Below are 17,009 nucleotides of genomic sequence, written 5' to 3'. Positions count from 1 at the left end.
CAGGGTCTTCTCTTGTTATGGGTGTTGCGTGGGGTTACCGGCCTGGTTGCGCACGCCCCGCTCGCCCACCAGCACCAGGCCATTGCCGGTGTCGCTGACGAGCGCGGTCACGGGGCCACGGGCGCTTTGCGGCACCTGACTGAAACTGGCACCGTCATCCCGACTGAGCAGCAGGTCGCCGGCCTGGCTGGCCAGCCACAGCTGGCCGTCACGGTCGATGCCGGCGGCGGTGAGGCTGGTGTTGATACCCGTATTCACCGGCTGCCACTGCTGGCCGCCATCGGTGCTGCGGTAGGCGTGGCCGCGCAGGCCGTAGACCAGCAGCACACCGGGTTTGCCGACGGCACCGAACAGGGTGCCGGCATAGGGCGGGTCGACGCGACTGAAGCGTGCGCCGCTCCACTTCAGCAGCAGGCCCTGCTCGCCGGTGATGTACAGGTCGTCACCCACCGCCGCCAGGCTGGTCAGGTGCAGGCCTTGCGGGTTGTCGCTGTGGTCGAGCCAGGGTTGCCAGTGCTCGCCGCCGTCTGTGGTGCGCAACAGCAGGTTGAACACGCCCACCGCATAGCCGTTGCGGGTATCGCTGAACCACACGTCGAGCAAGGCATTGTCGGTGGCCGCCGCGGGCAACTGCTCGGCCAGCGCGCGGCCATCCAGCTGTTTGTGCCAGTGCACGCCACCATCGCGGCTGTGCAGCACCACACCGTCATGGCCGACCGCCCAGCCCAGTTCGGGCGTGGCGAAGCTCACCGCATTCAGGTCGGCGCTGACGGGCACCTGGGCTTGCTGCCAGTGTGCGCCGTGGTCATCGGAATACAGGATGTGCCCGCGCGGGCCGACCGCGACCAGGCGCGGCCCGGCCAAGGTCACGTCACGCAGGGCGCTACTGCTGGCCAGGGCACTGGGCATGGCGGGCACCTCCAGTACGTCGGTGAAGGGCACGGCGTGCGCCGTGCCCTGCAGCGCCGCCAGGGCCAGCATCACTGCGCTGCATCGTTTGAAGACAGACATTGGCAACCTCTGCTCCGTGCGCTCAGCGAATGCCATTGCCGGCCAGCGACTCGGGCGACCACTGGGTTTTCGACAATGGGTCGATGTAGCGGATACCGCCGTAGGCACCCACAACGCCGTTGAGGTTGTAGGTGCCGCCGATCAGGTCGTAGATCATGAAAGGCGTGGCGTCCGGGGTCTGTTTGTCGTAGCTCTGGGTGAGGAAGGCGAACGAGCCGCGATAAAGCTGGCCACGGGCGTCGTACTGGTCCGAGGCCAGGGCGATCCAGCTGTCTTCGTCAAGGTAGAAGCGGCGCTTGTGGTAGATGTGGCGTGCGCCGTCCTTGAGCTTGCCCTCCACCACCCACACGCGGTGCTTTTCCCAGCGCACGAACTGCGGGGCCAGGTGGTTGGGGGTGATCAGTTGCTTGACGTCGGTGTTGTAAGTGAGCGGGTAGGTGTTGTACGGCACGTACATCTCCTGCTTGCCGACCAAGGTCCAGTCGTAGCGGTCCAGGGCGCCATTGAAGACGAACACATCATCGTAGGTGCCCGAGCCCGACGTGCCCGGGTTGGGCGTGTCGTAGGCCAGGTTGGGTGCCAGCTTGACCCGGCGCTGCCCCGGCAGGTACTGCCAGGCGCTGCGTGGCTGCACCAGCGGGTTGGCGGCATCGCGCAGCATCATGGCTTCGCCGGCACGGCGCGCAGGCCCGGTGTACACCAGCTTCATCTGGTAATAGGTGTCCTTGGCACCGATCGGCTTGGCCATGTCTTCGTAGATCGGGTAGCTGATATTGGCCTGGCCGGTGGTCGACAGTGACGCTTTGCCGGCGGCATCGACGTTCCATGAGTCGTACTTGGCGGTCATGCTCACGCCTTGGTAGCGCAGCAGGAAGTTCCACATGGCCTCGGCGCCGTTTTGCGGAATGGGGAACGGGATGCCGGGCAGCACGTTGTCCACGGCCGTGCCACCCTCCAGGCTTTTGGCAGCGGTGGCGTTCTTGCGGGTGTTGTCCAGCACCGCCTGCGGCAGCGCTACGCTGCGATGAGTCGGGTACACGTCGACACGGTAACTGGGATAGCGCTTGAGCAGTTCCAGGGTGGTTGCAGTCAGCAGGCCCTTGTACTGGTCGGCGTTCTTGCCATCGATGACCAGCAGCGGCTTGTCGCTGGCAAACGGGTCGGGGCGCATGCTGGCACCGCTCTGGAAGTTGGCAGGCGGCGTCTGCAGGCCCCCCTGGTAAGCCGGGATCGAACCGTCGGTATTGCCGGCCTTTTCGGCACCGATGGCGGTCAGGTTGGTGCCCAGGCGGGCAGCCTGGTCAGGGGAAACGGCGGCTTGGGCGGCGTTGAGCGCGGCCAGCGACAGGCACGAGGCCAGCAGGGTACGTACGAAATTCATGATGGTTGTCTTCCTGTGTAGGCGGTAGGAAACATGAGTCAGAAGGTCGTCTTGACGGTCAGGTACAGGGCGCCACGGTCCTCGGTGGTGGCACCACCACCGGAGAAGGAGGCATAGCCGCCGCCGTAGCAGGTGTAATCCTGTTCGCCGTCCAGGGCATTGGGGGTGCTGCCGTCGGTCTGGCCATCCTTGCAGGCCTTGGTCTGACCGAAGCTGTCGACGTACTTGAGGTCGACGAAGTACTGGTTGTAGATCGCGGCGCTTACGCCCAGCGCATAGTTGCCGGTGTTTTCGGCACCGCCGCCCTGCACCGGCGACACACCGTCGATGCCGACGTTGACCGACAGCGGCATACTCAAGTCCATGCCCGGTACCACCTGGTACCAGGTGGGGGTGAAGTTGACGGCAATGCCCCAGTTATCGCGGGTGGCCTTGTCGATACCGCGGTAGCTGCTCTTGCCCTTGTACAAGGCCTCGTTGTGGCCATCGAGCTTGAGCAAGTTGCTGTAGAACAGCTCGCCGAGCAGGGTTGCCGAGTCGAACAGCGGCGTGTCGCCGATGGTCATCAGCCCGTTGAGGGTGAAGTGCAGGGTGTCACCAGTGGCGCTCAGGCTGTCGCCATCCTTGGGCACGTCGTAGATGACCCCGCTGCTGGGCAGGCGCGCCGGCAGCAGGCCGAAGCCGCCCCCCAGGCCTGCCTGGCCGGGGGCACTGACGATTGCCGGGATGCTCGCCAGCGGCATGTTGTGGCGGATGTTCAAGTCGCTGCCGACGCTGATGCCCGCCACATCCTTGGACAGGCTCAGCCCATAGATGTCGATGTTGTCGGCATAGGCGAACTGGTAGGTGGTGCTTTGCAGTGAGTTGTAGAGGTTGCCGACCGCGCCCTGGCGGCTGCCCGGCGGGTTGCCGAACGGACCGTTGGCCACGGTCATGCCACGCGCATCGAGCCAGGCCTGGGGCAGGATTTCGGAGGTCTTGCGGTAGTAGAAACCCAGGGTGCCGCCCAACCACTCCGGCGACCACTTGGCCATGACGCCCCAGTCGCCGCTTTTGCCAGGGGTAAGGTCATGACCGCGGCGCAGGGTGGTCAGCGCACCACGCACCGGGATCAGCCCCGGGGTGCCGGTATGGCCCAGCAGTAAGCTCTGCGCGCCCTCGCCTACCACGTCGGAGCCGCCATAGTAGGTACCCGCCTCGGGCAGTCGGGCCGCGTCCCAGTCGAAGAAGTACTGAGCGCCCAGGGTGAGCTCGGAATTGACCAGAAACGAAGTGGACAGCTGGTTACGGGGCACGAACAGCTCCTTGGCCTCGGTGCCCGGCGATGCCGCCAGCTTGGCCAGGTCCAGGCCGGACTGGCCGTAGCTCAACGAATGCACCGGGTTGAGCAGGGTTTCACCCCAGAACAGGTTGTGCTGGCCCAGCTTGGCGCTGACCTGTGATGCTTCGCCCACGTCACGGCTCATGAACACGAAGGCATCCAGCACTTCGCCCGAGGGGCCGCTGTAGTAACGCTGGGCGTAGTTACTCAGGTGCGGACTGCCCAGCGGTATGCCGGTGCCCGGCAGGCCATTGAGGCTGGGGTTGATGCCTGACTGGTCACCATTACCGTTGACGAACGGGTTGCTGTTGGAGCCGGTGTTGTCGTAGGCCTTGTCGTACCAGCTGGCAGTGCTGACGCGAAAACCGGTGTTGCCCTGGTACACCACGTCCAGCTCGGTCAGCAGGTCGACCCGGTTGGTGACGTTGGTGCCCGCCTTGCGGAAGTTGTAGTCGCCGTCGTTGCTGTTGGGCGTGCCCAGCAAGCGCTTGTCGGCACTTTCAGTGCGCACGCCGTAGTTGTACTTGACGGTATTGTCGAAGCGCACGGCCCAGTTTTCGTTGCCGGTATCGACTTCGAAGGCTTGGGCGGCAGGCAGCGTGAGCAGGCCGATGGCACAGGCAAGCAGGCAGCGCTGTGGCTTCACAGCACGGTGAATGCGGTGTTCTGGCATTACGATGGCTCCACGTATTGTTATTGTTTTTTACGCCGCCCGTCTGCTGCGGGCGTGGCTGGGGCGTCCATGCGTTACTGCAAGTTTGCGCCGTCCAGTCGGCGGATCAGGGCCTCGGCCAGCGGCCAAGGGCCGAAACCGGAAGCCGGATTAAGGTGGCCAACAGCGCCCAGGCCAACCAGTTCGCTGCCCCAACGCCGGGCCAGTTCACCGGCGGCGGCGTAGCTGGCGAGGTGGTCGTTACTGCTGGCCGCGACAATGCTTGGGAATGGCAGCGACGTCGGCGGAAGCGGTGACCAACCCTTCTCGGCCAGGCTGGCCGGGCTTGGGTAATGCGCCGGCCAGTGGGCATTGAGGTCTGGCGGGGCCGCCAGCAAAGCCCCCTTGATCGGCCGCCGGTAGCGTGCCGCCCAATGGGCGACCATCAGTACGCCAGCGCTGTGCGCGACCAGGATTACCTCACCTTCGAGCTGATCGAGCTCGCGCTGGATCGCCTCGACCCGGGCGTTGCAACACAGGCCGTCAACCTGCAACGGCGGTACGCTGCGCACCTTGGCCAGACGGCCGGCCAGCAGGGTTTGCCAATGTTCGGCGACGTGGTCACGCAGGCCAGGGACAATCAGCACGGTGGCTGTGGTTTGCAATTTTTCCACGGTGAACCTCATGTGCGATGTAGCGCTTGAAGGTCACAGTAAACAGGCCTCCCCCCGGGTGCTTTACATTGGGCGTCAGGCGCTTTTCATTTGATGACAACGGTCAAAACAGGGCTTTGCTTTTCAATTGATGACACGCACGCTATAAAACCAGTGGACCTGCAACCCCCGTACTTCAGGGACAACAATAAAAAATGCCTGCTCTAGTCCGTGCCGCCAGTTTGACCAACTACCTGGAAGTGTCCCGCCACCTGGGCCTCAATCCCCATGCACTGCTGGCACAGGTTGGCCTGAGCGCCGCGCTGCTCGACGACCCCAACCGGCGTATCCCGGTGGCCAGCGTCATCAGCTTGCTGGAGGCCTCTGCCAGCGCCACGAAGTGCGAAAGTTTCGGTTTGCGCATGGCCGAATTGCGTCAGTTGTCGGACTTCGGCGAAATCAGCCTGCTGCTCAGCCACCAACGCAACCTGCGCGATGCGCTGCAAGTGATCGTGCAGTACCGCCACCTGCTCAACGACGCGCTGGCCATCCATATCGAGGAAGCCGGCAAGACCGTGGTTATTCGTGAGGAGGTGATCAACGAGCGAGCGCCGTGCAGCCGCCAGGCCACCGAGTTGGCCATCGGCGTGATGATGCGCCTGTGCGCGGCACTGCTGGGTGCCCATTGGCACCCGATCAGTGCCAACTTCACCCACGCGGCCCCTGCCGACCCCGCCATTCACCGGCGCATTTTCGGTTGCACACTGGTGTTCGGTAGCGAATTCAATGGCATCGTTTGCCCCGCTGCCGACCTCGACAGCGCCAGCCCGCAGGCCAACGAGGCCATGGCCCGGCTGGCGCGGCGCTACCTGGACACGCTGCCGGCCAGCGGCGTGCCGTCGCTGGAACTGGAGCTACGCAAGACCATCTACCTGCTGCTACCCATGGGCCGTGCCACCATCGAGCAAGTGGCGCAGACCCAAGGCATGAACGTGCGCACCCTGCAGCGGCGGCTGGAAGAGAACGCGCTGACCTTCAAGGACCTGATCAACAGCGTGCGCCGTGACTTGGTGATGCGCTACCTGGAAAACCCCAGCTATTCGCTGGGGCGCATTGCCGACATGCTCGGTTATTCGATGCCCAGCTCATTCACCCGCTGGTTCATTGCCCAGTACGGCATGCCGCCGGCAAACTGGCGCGCACAGCACAATGGGCAGTTGCATTAACCGCCCGTTGCGGGCTCATCGATGACGATAAACACCTCACCCTTCTCGTGCTCGACAGGGTACGTGTTCAGCTTGAGCGCGGTGGAGTTCTGCAGATAACCGCTGGCCAGGTCGAAACGCAATCCGTGGGCACAGCACTGGATGACGCGACCCTCCAGGCGACCACCGCACAGCGATGCCCCCTGGTGCGGGCAACTGTCATCGACGGCATAGAACGAATCGGCAATGTTGAACAAGGCCACACTGTGGCCTTCAAGGTCCAACAGCACCCGCCCGTTGCGTTCGGGTACTTGATCGGGGGCCAGTGCCATACGTCGTTTCATGCCTGCACCACCTCCTGCAAGGCGTCTTTCATGGCCGCGAACAGTGCCTCGGCCGGCCGCACGCCTGCAATCAACGGCCCCTGATTGAAGCGGTAGCGCGGCACGGCACTGCCTGCGCGCCCTGCCCCATCGAGAAACGGGCTACCGTCGTCACGCAGGCAGTCGACCACTTGTGCGGCCTGCAGCCCGCAGCTCTGGGCAATACCGAGCAAGGTGCCGCTGTCCCCCAGGTCACGGCCCTGATGGAAATAGGCAATGAACAACTGCGCCAGCAACGCCTCCTGTTGCGGTGCACCGAGCAGGCTGCCGGCCCGTTGCATCAACCGGTGAGCATTGCCGGTATTGGGCATGCGGCGTATGCGCGAGAAATCGATATCCTCGCCCACCACGCTGGCAGCGGCGCGCACCTGGGCCTGGCGCTCGCGTACGGCTTGTTCACTGCCCAGGCGTTGCAGGTAAAACGTACTGAACGACACCCCATTGGCAGGCAGCCCAGGCAACAGCTGCACGCCCTGCCAGTGCACCTGCACCTCTACCTGAGGTTGCTCACGTTGCAACCACAACAGGGCCGCCTGCAGGTGCCGCTGCCCAATCAGGCACCAAGGGCAGACAAAATCGAAGAACACCTCGACGGACAACAGCTGTTTCACGGTTTCAACTCCTGGAGCGCAGACAGTCCATGTCGCGGTGGTAATGACGTTTAGCGAAAAAGAACACAGCCGCCGCCGCGATGCTTGTCAGCGGTACCAGCTGTAATGCGGCCTGCAGGCCGATCAGGTCGGATACCCGGCCAGTAATCAGCGGCCCGGTCGCCAGGCCCAGCAGGTTGTTGGCCAGGGTCAGGGTGGCGAAAGCGGTGCCATGTACCGAGGCGTGGGTAAGGTTGGCAACCATGGCACTGGACGGGCCGTTGGTGCCGGCGGCAATCATCATGCCCAGGCAGATCAGCACCAGTTGTGCGGTGCCAGCGGGCAACGCGAAGGCCATGCTCAGCAGCACGCAGCTGCCCAGGCAGTAACCGATGGCCAGGCTGATCTTGCGGTCCGGGCGCTGCCGGCCCAGGCGGTCGCAGAGCATGGCGCAGAGGATCATGCCGACGCCGCTGCACAACACGATAACAGCGGCGACCGCACCGGCGCGGTCAGTGCCCATGGCGTAATAGCGGTTCAGGTAGCTAGGCATCCACACAATCAAGGTGCCGCCAACAAACAACTGCAGGCCGCTGCCGACATAGGCGGCGATGACCGAGCGGCTGCTGTACAAGCTGCGCAGCGGGCGGCTGACTTTGCCCAGCGCCTGCTGCGCGCACTTGGGCGCAATGCGTGCCTCCTTGACGATCATGGGGTACAGCATCGCCAGCACCAGGCCGAACAGTGCCATGCCGGCGAATGCCCAGCGCCAACCCAGGTGCTGAGCCAACACGCCGCCCAGGGCCATGCCCAGCACCGAGCCGAACATGCCACCGGCCATGAATGCCCCGGCCAGGGTCGAGCGCATGTCGCGGGGGAACACGGCGACCACCACGGCAATGCCGACACTGCCGTAAGCGGCCTCTCCGACCCCGACCAGAAAACGCGCAATGAACATTTGCGGGTAATTTTCTGCCAAGGCGCAGCCGAGCGTCGCCAGGCTCCACAATACCGCCATGAACACCAGGCTGCGTACCCGGCCGAAACGGTCGGCCAACAGTGACAGCGGGAACGTCAGCAGGCCGACCATCAGCGCGACGATGCCGCTGAGCAGGCCCAACTGGCTGTCACTGAGCGCCCATTCGCCCTTGAGCAGCGGGAACACCGCGTTGAGTACCTGGCGCGACATGTAGTCGGAGATCAACAGACCAAAGGTCAGGGCAAAGACCACCCAGGCATAACGCCGGGGCACGCTGTGGGCGGATTCGCTGCCGGCGTCTTCGGCGCTGGCGAGGTAGGTGGCCATGTTGCCTCCTTGGGTGTAGGGCTTGGGTGTTGTTTTTGTTGTTATGGGTAACAGCCAGAACTGATGTTGCTCTTGCGGGCCGCTTCGCGGGCAAGCCCGCGAAAGGGTCGGGCCTGCCTTTCAGGTACGCTGCGGCACCCCCTTCACACCCGACTGGCGGTTTGGCGCCATGCCGTTGGCCTTCAGCGTCTGCTCGATGCTGTCGTACTGCTGGCCGATGCGGTAAATGGCGCGGGCCTCTTTGCCAGTGGCAATCTCACGACCCAGTTCATGCGCCACGCGCACGGTCTGCCGGACCTGCTGCACCGAGGTGAAGCGTTTGCCGTGCTGGTCGATGATGGTGTCTTCGTTGCCACAGCGCGGGTGCAGGCCCATGGCCAAGGCCATGGTATTGAACGGCAGCACGTTCTTCAGCAACGACTCGGCGGTCAACGTGCAGCCGTCCGGTGCGCGGTGGATGAAGTTGAAGAAGTTGAACGGGTTGGGGCCGTCAAAACCGCCGCCAATGCCGATCCAGGTCAGGTTCAGCGGGCCCATGTAGTCACCCCGGCGCACAATGCGCTCAAGGGTTTCCAGGGCATGCATGCCGGTCAGCTGGAAATGCGGCTGGATATTGCTGGCCTGCAGGCGGCGCAGGTGTTCGCGGACCCAGGCCGGGCCGGCCGGCACGGTCATCTCGCTGTAAGCTGCATGGATTGCGGGGCTGGCCAGCGAGGTGCCTTCGAGATACTCAGGGTACAACAGCTCCATGATGTTCATCTGTGTGGTGTTGATCGCCACGGTCACCTGGTCGGGGCGCGGCGTCAGTTCGGCGAGCATGTGTCGGGTATCGTCCGACAGCCACTTGGCCGCCTCGCCTTCGCCCTCCGGCGCGAAGGAAATAGACCCCCCCACCTGGATGATCATGTCCGGAACCGCCTCACGCACACCGGCGATCAGCTCGTTGAACTTGGACAAGCGCTTGGAGCCTTTGCCGTCCAGTTCACGCACATGCAAGTGCAGCACGGTGGCGCCTGCCTCGTAACAGTCGACGGCCTTCTGCACCTGCTCGTCCATGGTCAGTGGAATGTCTTCAGGGAAGTCTTCGGGCATCCACTCCGGGCCATAGGGGGCCACGGTGATCACCACCTTTTCCATGTTTTCCGGGTGCAACGAATCGTCGAAGAATTGCATGCTGTAGTCCTCGCTATTGTTATTGTGCGGTTGCCGCCAGTGCCGGCAACAGGCTTAGAACGTGCGGCTGCCCTTGATCCCGGCGCGCTCCATCTTGCGGTGGCACGGCGGGTAGTCCATGACGGCGTAATGCTGAGTGCTGCGGTTGTCCCAGATCGCCACGCTGTTAGGCTTCCAGCGCCAGCGCACCTGGTACTCGGGCAGGTACGCCTGGCTGATCAGGTAACGCAGCAGGTCGCTGGCACCTGGGTTGGCGTCCTGGCCGAAACGCACCCGTTGCGGGGTGTGGTAGTTGCTGAAATGGGTGGTGAAGGCGTTGACGAACAACACCTGCTCGCCCGTTTCCGGGTGGGTGCGCACCACCGGGTGCTCGGCATCGGGGAACTGCGCCTTCAGTGCCAGGCGTTTGTCCAGCGGCATGGCGGCGCCGAAGCTGGCCTCGATGCTGTGGCGGGCGCGCAGGCCTTCGATTTTGGCCTTTACGTCGCTGGGCAGGTTTTCATAGGCCAGCACCATGTTCGCCCACATCGTATCGCCGCCCACCGGAGGGCATTCGACGCAGCGCAGTACGCAGCCCATGGGGGGCGCCTCGCGCCAGGTGGCGTCGGTGTGCCAGGCATTTTCATAACGGTCGTTGGGCTGGTCCGGGCGCTTGTAGATCTGCACCAGCCCTGGGTGCTCAGGATCGCTACCGGCCACCGGGTGGTCTTCCAATTCGCCGAAGCGACGGGCGAAGGCCACATGCTCGGCACGGCTGAAGTGCTGGTCGCGCAGGAACAGCACACGGTGTTGAAGCAGCTGCTGGCGCAGTTGGGCGAACAGGTCATCATCGTGAATCGCGTCGGCCAGGTTGACGCCACTTACCTCGGCACCGATCGCGCAGGTCAGTTGTTCGATGTGCATGCTGTTGCCCTCTTCAGATGACGAAGATCGACGAGCCGGTGGTTTTGCGAGCTTCCAGGTCACGGTGGGCCTGAGCGGCATCCTGCAAGGCGTAGTGCTGGTTGATTTCGATCCGGATGCGCCCGCTGCTGACGTGGTCGAACAGTTCACCGGCCAGGTCGGCCTTTTCTGCCGGGTCGGCAATGAAGTCGGCCAGTGCCGGCCGGGTGAGCTGCAGCGAACCCTTGATCGCCAGCAATTGCGGGTCGAATGGCGGGATGGTGCCCGAAGCCGTGCCAACGCATACCATCAGGCCACGGCGTTTGAGCGCATCGAGCGAGCCCATGAAGGTGTTCTTGCCAACGCTGTCAAACACCACGTTCACCCCTACCCCGTCGGTCAGCTCACGCACGCGGCTGGCTACGTCCTCGACGCTGTAGTTGATGATGTGGTTACAGCCATGGGCGCGGGCCACTTCAGCCTTGGCCTCGGTGGATACGGTGCCGATCACGTTCAGCCCCAACAGCCTCGCCCACTGCGCGACAATCAGGCCAACCCCGCCAGCAGCGGCATGCAGCAGCACGCTGTCACCGGGCTTGAAGTCATAGAGCCGGCGTAGCAAGTAGGCCGAGGTCAGGCCGCGCATGGTCATGGCGGCAGCGGTCTCGAAGGCAATGGTTTCCGGCAGTTTTATCAGTGCCGCGGCGGGTATGAGCCGCTCGGTGCAATAAGCACCCAGGGTATTGAGGAAGCCGGTATAGGTGACACGGTCACCGACCCTCACCTGCGTCACGCCCTCGCCCACGGCCTCTACCACCCCGGCAGCTTCCACGCCGATACCATTGGGCAACGGAATCGGGTAGGTGCCATTGCGGAAGTAGGTGTCGGCGTAGTTCAGGCCCACCGCCACCTGGCGCAAACGCACCTGGCCCGGGCCAGGCTCGCCCACCTCGGCATCCTCGTAGCGCAGCACTTCGGGGCCACCGGTCTGATGGAAACGTACGACTTTGGACATGCTTGTCTCTCCACTCATCGATCTGGACGCCTGGCGTCAGTTCTGGATGACTGGACTGTATGCCCTTGGCTTTCAGGATGCTTCGCATCGGACGACAGCGGGTTTTCATTTGATGACAGCGCGATCGGCACCCTGCCCTGCATGAACGCTGTTTTATTGATGAGCCTGCTTGATGCTTATCCATGGCGAGACTAATACTTAAGTCTCTGCCTGGGGAGGCACGAAACATGCAACCAAGATTCGTTATCGTTCCCGCTGTGCCGATCGAAAAGGAGTCGTTCCGCATGGGCAGCCGCTATTACGCCGCTACCGTTTGTGGAGGGTTCGACATTTACGATAACCAGGTGAAGGAGCGGCTCAAACCGAGCTACCCGAGCAGGACGGATGCGCAGGTTCAGTGCGAGCAGATGAACAAGCGCGGGGACGTGGGTTGATCAATATGCCAAGCCCTAAGCGGTCTCCGTGGCAGTGACCCTGCTTCGCGAGCACAAGGCCCGCCTGCCCAGCATGGGCGGTTCGAGCGGCTCGGGTTACTGACTCAGTCCAGGCACTCTCTGGCAGCCTGGCGCAACTTGTCGCCCGACAGGAAGCTGCCCTTGTAGAACGTAGCGCGGCTGCCATCGCGAGAATCGACCACGTCCAGCACATCGTCGCTCGCTACGGCACTGGGCGCCGTCAGCCGATAACCGTGGGCTATCGACTTCTGCGTAGCCTGGGGCGCTAGTGCCTGCCACTTAGGCAGGACGCACGCGGCGTACTGCTGCGGCGATTTTTTGGTCAGTTTACTGGCCGTGGGTTTGCCGGGGGTTGCGCAGCCGGCAAGGCTGGCAACTAACGCAGAAGTGATAAGGATACGAAAGGTAGGCATTTGCAATTGGCCATTAGGGATACGCTGCATTCTAACGGGGGTTGCGCCGAGTTACTAATCAACCAAGGTCTGGCTGCAGTTTTCGCGCAATTGACACGGCCATAGGCGCTGGGGCACCTGATAATTCTGCCAGTAGCGTGAGCAGGTGGAGGCTGCGACAGTAAAGGTGTCAACCCACCAGTCGGCAAGGAATTCCACAATGCAAAATAACGCCAACAAAACCCTTCTTTTCTACCAGAATGGCAAACTCATCACCCTTAAAACCGGTGAACAGAACCGTAGCATTTTTCGCCACTCGGACGTGCCACTTGCCGAGCAACAATCAGACGGTAACCAGTCCATCGGATTGTTGGTAACGGACGATAAAGGTTCGGTACTTCAGGTGGAAACAGACCGCTGAAAAACCTGGGCACTCTCCGGCGCCCGAGCAATGATCGCGTAAGCTCTTCCGGGTTTGGGCGAGAAAGCGCCTTCTACAAATCGGTTGCGTTTCACCCTGCCCTGCGGCGATGCTCACAGGCCCGTTGAAGCAACTGACAAGGAAGGCCTTTAACACCATGGAAACGCTTCATAGCATCAAGTCAGACTTGGTCAGAACAGCCGATCACCTGGACCAGCTCAGTCAGGCCATGAGTGGTCATGCCAGGTTCATGGCGGCGCGCGGTAGTTCGCAAAGCGAGGTGGATGTTGCTGCGCACATCAAGTCCATCGATGTGGTTGCGGACGAGTTGCGCTCTGTCGCCGCAAGAATCGACGACATGGAAGGCGCTTGTTGACTGACTTCACGGTCTGGAAATCGCCTTGGTTTGCCTAGCTAATCCATTCCTGACCGCGACTATATACCCGGTTCAGGGTGCCAGCCCCCCCAAACGGGGGTCAGGGTTTGGCTCCCCGGTACAGCACGATGGCCGCTACATCGAGGGCCAGCACGATGGCGACAAACAGAAACATGACATACAGGTCTTCAGGAAGCATTGCCGTATCCCCCAAATGCGCCGGTTTGAAAGGGTAAGAGCAATATGCGTTCCAGTCGGCGCATCAGATATTCGGGCAGCGACTCAGCTGAACTTGAGCTTCACCACTTTGCTCAGCGCCCACCCCCCGAAGACGTAGAACACATCCAGGTAGAGGCGCCCTGCATAGTTGGGCAACGGCGCGTTATTCAACAACACATCCGGGTCGGGCGCCGGGGGAAACAGCGCATAAAAACCGTTGGGCAGCACCGCCAGCGCCAGCAGCAACAGGTAAGTCAAGGTTTGCAGTAAGGTAGCGCGATTCCTGGATTTGGCAGACCACTTCAAGCCGTAGTACGCAACCAGGCCGGCAACGGGCAACACCCAGAAATGCGTCGGGATCCCAATGAACATTTCGGCGACAACGCTTCTTGCTTGCACCCGAGATTCTCCTTCTAAATAGGCGGATTATTGCGGCCGTGGCCAGCAAATGCAAAAAGCCCGCTCTCAACAGCGGGCTTTTTGTGTTTTCCAGTGCTAACCCTCATGCCTTGGAACACATCAGTGCGGCGTCCAGCAACCTCGTGTGCCCATGTTACTGCTTGAAGGCAACCCGGTATCAGGCTTATTGGCTATATGGACCTCGGGGCGCCTTCTCGCGCCCGCCATTAGTAGCGACGATACTCCTGCCCACCATGATCACCGTCGTAATAATGGCGATGATGCCGCCCGTCATGCCAGTATGGCCAGCAGCCACTGAGCAGCAGCGAACCGGACAACACCACAACCCATGCAGTCTTGCGTTTCATGTGCGCACCTCCGACAAGCGAAGCCAAGGCTTGCTTACGTTGGACCGCACTCAATCGGGATGTTCAGGCTGGCGCACGCCGCTGGTCATCTTCCCCGCCAGGTTTCATGTAGCGGCTGGCCCGATTACGCGTATGGCGTGCCCCACAATCGGGGTCAGGATATGGCATTGAGAAACACATAAGTCGCCGCCAGGTCCAGTACCAGCACAGCCACCACGCTGAAAATCATGTAATAGCGGTCATCCTGAGTCATTTCTGCGTACCCCGCATGATCAATGTCTCAGGGCTTCAGCAATTCCTGTTCCAGTGCAGAGGTAAAGCCATGCTGCGTTGGTTGCTCGTACCTTACTGGCGGTACCCGGTAGGCAAGCGGGGAACGAGAGGAACAAGGGGAAGGCAGTGGTAATACCGATAATCCACGAAAACACTCAGGGTCAGCTAGAGTTTTATTGGGTACAAGCACCGCGAGATAACGATCATGCTAAAACAAGAAGCAGACGACGTGATTGAGCGTATACGGGACGATCTGAAAAGGCACGGTGTGCTGATCGGCTACGACCCGGAATTTACCAGTGCAGACTTTGGCTGCGACCTGGACTACCACATTGCTCAGGTCAGAGAGGATCCGAACAACCGTGTGTTGCGGATTGCGATACATGACGAAGGCTTGTGGGCCCAGCTCCGGCAGGGGACAGTCTATCGCTGTGTTGTCAGTGATTGCCGGGGGAAGCTCTTTGGCATTCCGATTGCGATAGAGCCGAGGACCGATGCGTCCTACACCATTCAGTACAAGCTCTGAAGCACCCGGTGGGTAGCCTGCCTGGCAGATTACCTTCCCTGCAGACCGAAGGCTGGATTATTCAGAAGCCACATCAGGGTTCGCAGTGTGGGCGTACCCATCAACAACTTGACGCGCTCGGTCAATGCCCCAGGCCTGCGACCGGTACATCGATTCGCCGGGCCTGGCTTCACGACCAAAAGCTCCATTTTTCTTTGTGTTCATCGACGCATGATGATTGCGTCATACCGGACGGCTCGAAGGCTCAACATCTGACCGTCCACAGCTGGTCAATCCGCGTCGTATAGGATTGACTCATCATCTCCCTCCTCATACCCCAGTCCGGTGTAGCCGGCACGCTGGCGGCGCGCATTGTCCCCCTCCCCCAGCGCACGTTGATGTCATCCATCACCTGCATCAGTCGGTCACATGCCACCGATTGCTTCAGCGCAAACAAGTCCTCTGAAAACTCACCTGGCTGCCGCAAGTCCATCAGCAGCACCTCAGCCTTGCTGTACCGAAAACCGGGCCTGAAGATTCGGTCGACCGCTTCTGCGGCCAACCGGGTCATCAGCAGCGTATCGCAGGTAGGGTATGGCAGTTCTACCAATGCGCCCTGGGCGTGGTGTGACTCGTCCGGGTTGAACATGCCGGTGCGGATGCTCACGCGCATACGCTTGCATACTGAGCCCTGGGCCCGAAGCTTTTCTGCAGCCCGGCCAACGTAGGTGGCCACTGCCTGTTTGATGGGCGCCAGCTCAGTGAGGCGCTTGCCGAACATCCGGCTGCAACAGATCTCCTGTTTCGCAGGCTCGGCCTCGTCCAGCTCCAGGCATGGCGTGCCAGCCAGTTCGCGGGCAGTCTTCTCGATCACCACACTGAATTTCTGCCGCAGCGTCCAGGCATCCGCCTTGGCCAGATCCATCGCCGTGTGAATGCCCATCGCTTCGAGGTGGGCAGTCATACGGCGGCCCACACCCCACACCTCTTTCACTCCAGTATTGCGCAGCACCCAATCGCGCTTGAACGGATCGGTAATGTCGACCACCCCGCCCGTCTGCGCCTGCAGGCGCTTGGCGGTGTGGTTGGCCAGCTTGGCGAGCGTCTTGGTGCCGGCGATCCCGACACCCACGGGGATGCCGGTGCATTGAAAGATTCTGGACCGAAGTTTCCGCCCGAACTGGGTCAGGTTTTCCTGAATACCGGACAATTCAGCGAAGCATTCGTCGATGCTGTAGATCTCGGTGGCCGGAACCATTGATTCGATCAAGGTCATGACGCGCTCACTCATGTCGCCGTACAGCGCGTAATTACTACTGAAGGCCCTGATACCATGGCGGCGTAGCTTGTCCTTCGCCAGGAAGTACGGCTCGCCCATCTTCACAAAGGGCTTCGCGTCGTATGACCTGGCGATCACGCAGCCGTCGTTGTTGCTCAACACAACAATAGGGGTCTTGGCCAGGTCGGGCCGAAAGACGCGCTCGCAGCTCGCGTAGAACGCGTTGCAATCGATCAGCGCGAAGACCTGGTCACTGCGCATGGTCGCGAACGCTGTAACGGACAACGCCCCAAACGACGAGCTCATCGCCTTCCATGATGTACCGTGGTGGATATGCCGGGTTCTCCGACTTGAGAATCACCACCCCTTCACGGCGGTGCAGACGCTTGCAAACGGGCTCGCTGTTGACCGCAGCGATGACAATGTCCCCATGCTCCGCTTCACGCCCGCGGTCTACGATGACGATGTCACCCGAGTAGATCCCTGCCCCTTGCATGCTGTCGCCCTCCACTTTCACCAGATACACATGGGGCGCGCGGAGGTCGAATAGCTCATCAAGGGAGATATGACCTTCCAGATGGTCCGCAGCGGGTGAAGGGAAACCGGCCGGAACGTGAAACGAATACAGAGGAAGTAGTTCGGTTCCGCCGGTTGGCGCGCCCAAAAATGTGATGGTCATGATGGAATGTCCAATGCAAGCTGTATGCATATACAGTAGATCTGGCATCGGTTGCCCGGTCAATCCTGACC

The 17,009-nt window shown here is 61.8% G+C and carries 20 protein-coding genes; 5 read left to right on the top strand and 15 right to left on the bottom strand.

From position 1 onward, the window contains the following. Nucleotides 1-15: 15 nt before the first annotated feature. The 4 genes from B9A31_RS21515 to B9A31_RS21500 form a co-directional block, all read right to left on the bottom strand. Nucleotides 16-1,011 (bottom strand): WD40/YVTN/BNR-like repeat-containing protein, encoded by a 996-nt coding sequence (locus B9A31_RS21515; protein ID WP_084297341.1) that lies wholly within the window; start codon nt 1,009-1,011, stop codon nt 16-18. 22 nt (nt 1,012-1,033) lie between these two features. Further along, nucleotides 1,034-2,392, bottom strand: coding sequence for a DUF1329 domain-containing protein (locus B9A31_RS21510; protein ID WP_027609300.1), 1,359 nt, complete (start codon nt 2,390-2,392; stop codon nt 1,034-1,036). A gap of 38 nt (nt 2,393-2,430) precedes the next feature. Next, nucleotides 2,431-4,386 carry a DUF1302 domain-containing protein gene (locus B9A31_RS21505; protein ID WP_084297340.1) on the bottom strand — a complete coding sequence of 652 codons (1,956 nt, stop codon included), beginning with the start codon at nt 4,384-4,386 and terminating at the stop codon, nt 2,431-2,433. A gap of 74 nt (nt 4,387-4,460) precedes the next feature. After that, nucleotides 4,461-5,039 (bottom strand): RBBP9/YdeN family alpha/beta hydrolase, encoded by a 579-nt coding sequence (locus B9A31_RS21500; RefSeq protein ID WP_019097544.1) that lies wholly within the window; start codon nt 5,037-5,039, stop codon nt 4,461-4,463. A 194-nt stretch (nt 5,040-5,233) separates the two neighbouring features. On the opposite strand from B9A31_RS21500, the gene B9A31_RS21495 reads away from it, so the two are divergent. Beyond that, the gene (locus B9A31_RS21495) at nt 5,234-6,244 is read left to right on the top strand and encodes an AraC family transcriptional regulator (protein ID WP_016715618.1); all 1,011 of its coding nucleotides are present in this window, start codon (nt 5,234-5,236) and stop codon (nt 6,242-6,244) included. On the opposite strand, the gene B9A31_RS21490 is transcribed toward B9A31_RS21495, so the two are convergent. The 6 genes from B9A31_RS21490 to B9A31_RS21465 form a co-directional block, all read right to left on the bottom strand. Next, entirely contained in the window at nt 6,241-6,567 is a 327-nt protein-coding gene (locus B9A31_RS21490; protein ID WP_026020371.1) for a Rieske (2Fe-2S) protein, read from the bottom strand. The two genes, B9A31_RS21495 and B9A31_RS21490, sit on opposite strands and share 4 nt — an antisense overlap. After that, nucleotides 6,564-7,217, bottom strand: a complete 654-nt coding sequence (locus B9A31_RS21485; protein ID WP_019097546.1) for a DsbA family oxidoreductase — start codon at nt 7,215-7,217, stop codon at nt 6,564-6,566. The genes B9A31_RS21490 and B9A31_RS21485 overlap by 4 nt, the downstream gene beginning before the upstream one ends. Nucleotides 7,218-7,221: 4 nt before the next feature. Further along, complete coding sequence (locus tag B9A31_RS21480; RefSeq protein WP_084297339.1) at nt 7,222-8,502, bottom strand: MFS transporter; 1,281 nt, start codon at nt 8,500-8,502, stop codon at nt 7,222-7,224. 120 nt (nt 8,503-8,622) lie between these two features. After that, a complete protein-coding gene (locus B9A31_RS21475) occupies nt 8,623-9,675 on the bottom strand; it encodes a beta-keto acid cleavage family enzyme (protein ID WP_019097548.1) in 1,053 nt (350 codons plus the stop codon). A gap of 54 nt (nt 9,676-9,729) precedes the next feature. Next, nucleotides 9,730-10,578 (bottom strand): TauD/TfdA dioxygenase family protein, encoded by an 849-nt coding sequence (locus B9A31_RS21470; RefSeq protein WP_019097549.1) that lies wholly within the window; start codon nt 10,576-10,578, stop codon nt 9,730-9,732. 13 nt (nt 10,579-10,591) lie between these two features. Beyond that, the gene (locus tag B9A31_RS21465; RefSeq protein ID WP_016715624.1) at nt 10,592-11,572 is read right to left on the bottom strand and encodes a quinone oxidoreductase family protein; all 981 of its coding nucleotides are present in this window, start codon (nt 11,570-11,572) and stop codon (nt 10,592-10,594) included. A gap of 227 nt (nt 11,573-11,799) precedes the next feature. Here B9A31_RS21465 and B9A31_RS21460 point away from each other — a divergent pair, with 227 nt between their 5' ends. Next, nucleotides 11,800-12,006, top strand: coding sequence for a hypothetical protein (locus B9A31_RS21460; RefSeq protein WP_020371287.1), 207 nt, complete (start codon nt 11,800-11,802; stop codon nt 12,004-12,006). Nucleotides 12,007-12,110: 104 nt separating this feature from the next. On the opposite strand, the gene B9A31_RS21455 is transcribed toward B9A31_RS21460, so the two are convergent. After that, on the bottom strand, nt 12,111-12,470 hold the full coding sequence (locus B9A31_RS21455; RefSeq protein WP_019097550.1) for a hypothetical protein: 360 nt from the start codon (nt 12,468-12,470) through the stop codon (nt 12,111-12,113). A 169-nt stretch (nt 12,471-12,639) separates the two neighbouring features. Between B9A31_RS21455 and B9A31_RS21450 the strand changes: the two genes are divergently transcribed. Together B9A31_RS21450 and B9A31_RS21445 are read left to right on the top strand one after the other, a co-directional pair. Beyond that, nucleotides 12,640-12,840 carry a hypothetical protein gene (locus tag B9A31_RS21450; RefSeq protein ID WP_019097551.1) on the top strand — a complete coding sequence of 67 codons (201 nt, stop codon included), beginning with the start codon at nt 12,640-12,642 and terminating at the stop codon, nt 12,838-12,840. A gap of 157 nt (nt 12,841-12,997) precedes the next feature. After that, the gene (locus tag B9A31_RS21445) at nt 12,998-13,216 is read left to right on the top strand and encodes a hypothetical protein (RefSeq protein ID WP_019097552.1); all 219 of its coding nucleotides are present in this window, start codon (nt 12,998-13,000) and stop codon (nt 13,214-13,216) included. Nucleotides 13,217-13,498: 282 nt separating this feature from the next. On the opposite strand, the gene B9A31_RS21440 is transcribed toward B9A31_RS21445, so the two are convergent. After that, nucleotides 13,499-13,807: a hypothetical protein gene (locus tag B9A31_RS21440; protein ID WP_019097553.1), complete on the bottom strand. Its 309-nt coding sequence runs from the start codon at nt 13,805-13,807 to the stop codon at nt 13,499-13,501. 254 nt (nt 13,808-14,061) lie between these two features. Further along, entirely contained in the window at nt 14,062-14,202 is a 141-nt protein-coding gene (locus B9A31_RS27335; protein ID WP_019097554.1) for a hypothetical protein, read from the bottom strand. A 478-nt stretch (nt 14,203-14,680) separates the two neighbouring features. On the opposite strand from B9A31_RS27335, the gene B9A31_RS21435 reads away from it, so the two are divergent. Then, nucleotides 14,681-15,001: a hypothetical protein gene (locus B9A31_RS21435; protein WP_019097555.1), complete on the top strand. Its 321-nt coding sequence runs from the start codon at nt 14,681-14,683 to the stop codon at nt 14,999-15,001. 244 nt (nt 15,002-15,245) lie between these two features. Here B9A31_RS21435 and B9A31_RS21430 read toward each other — a convergent pair whose 3' ends face one another. After that, entirely contained in the window at nt 15,246-16,520 is a 1,275-nt protein-coding gene (locus tag B9A31_RS21430) for a Y-family DNA polymerase (RefSeq protein ID WP_019097556.1), read from the bottom strand. Beyond that, nucleotides 16,510-16,938 carry a LexA family protein gene (locus tag B9A31_RS21425; protein ID WP_019097557.1) on the bottom strand — a complete coding sequence of 143 codons (429 nt, stop codon included), beginning with the start codon at nt 16,936-16,938 and terminating at the stop codon, nt 16,510-16,512. The genes B9A31_RS21430 and B9A31_RS21425 overlap by 11 nt, the downstream gene beginning before the upstream one ends. Between the last annotated feature and the right edge of the window lie 71 nt (nt 16,939-17,009).

The sequence above is a fragment of the Pseudomonas sp. URIL14HWK12:I5 genome (genome assembly GCF_900176445.1).
Classification (GTDB): Bacteria; Pseudomonadota; Gammaproteobacteria; order Pseudomonadales; family Pseudomonadaceae; genus Aquipseudomonas; species Aquipseudomonas monteilii.
Note: the sequence above shows the minus strand (reverse complement) of the source record. Positions and strands in the feature narration are given on the sequence as shown.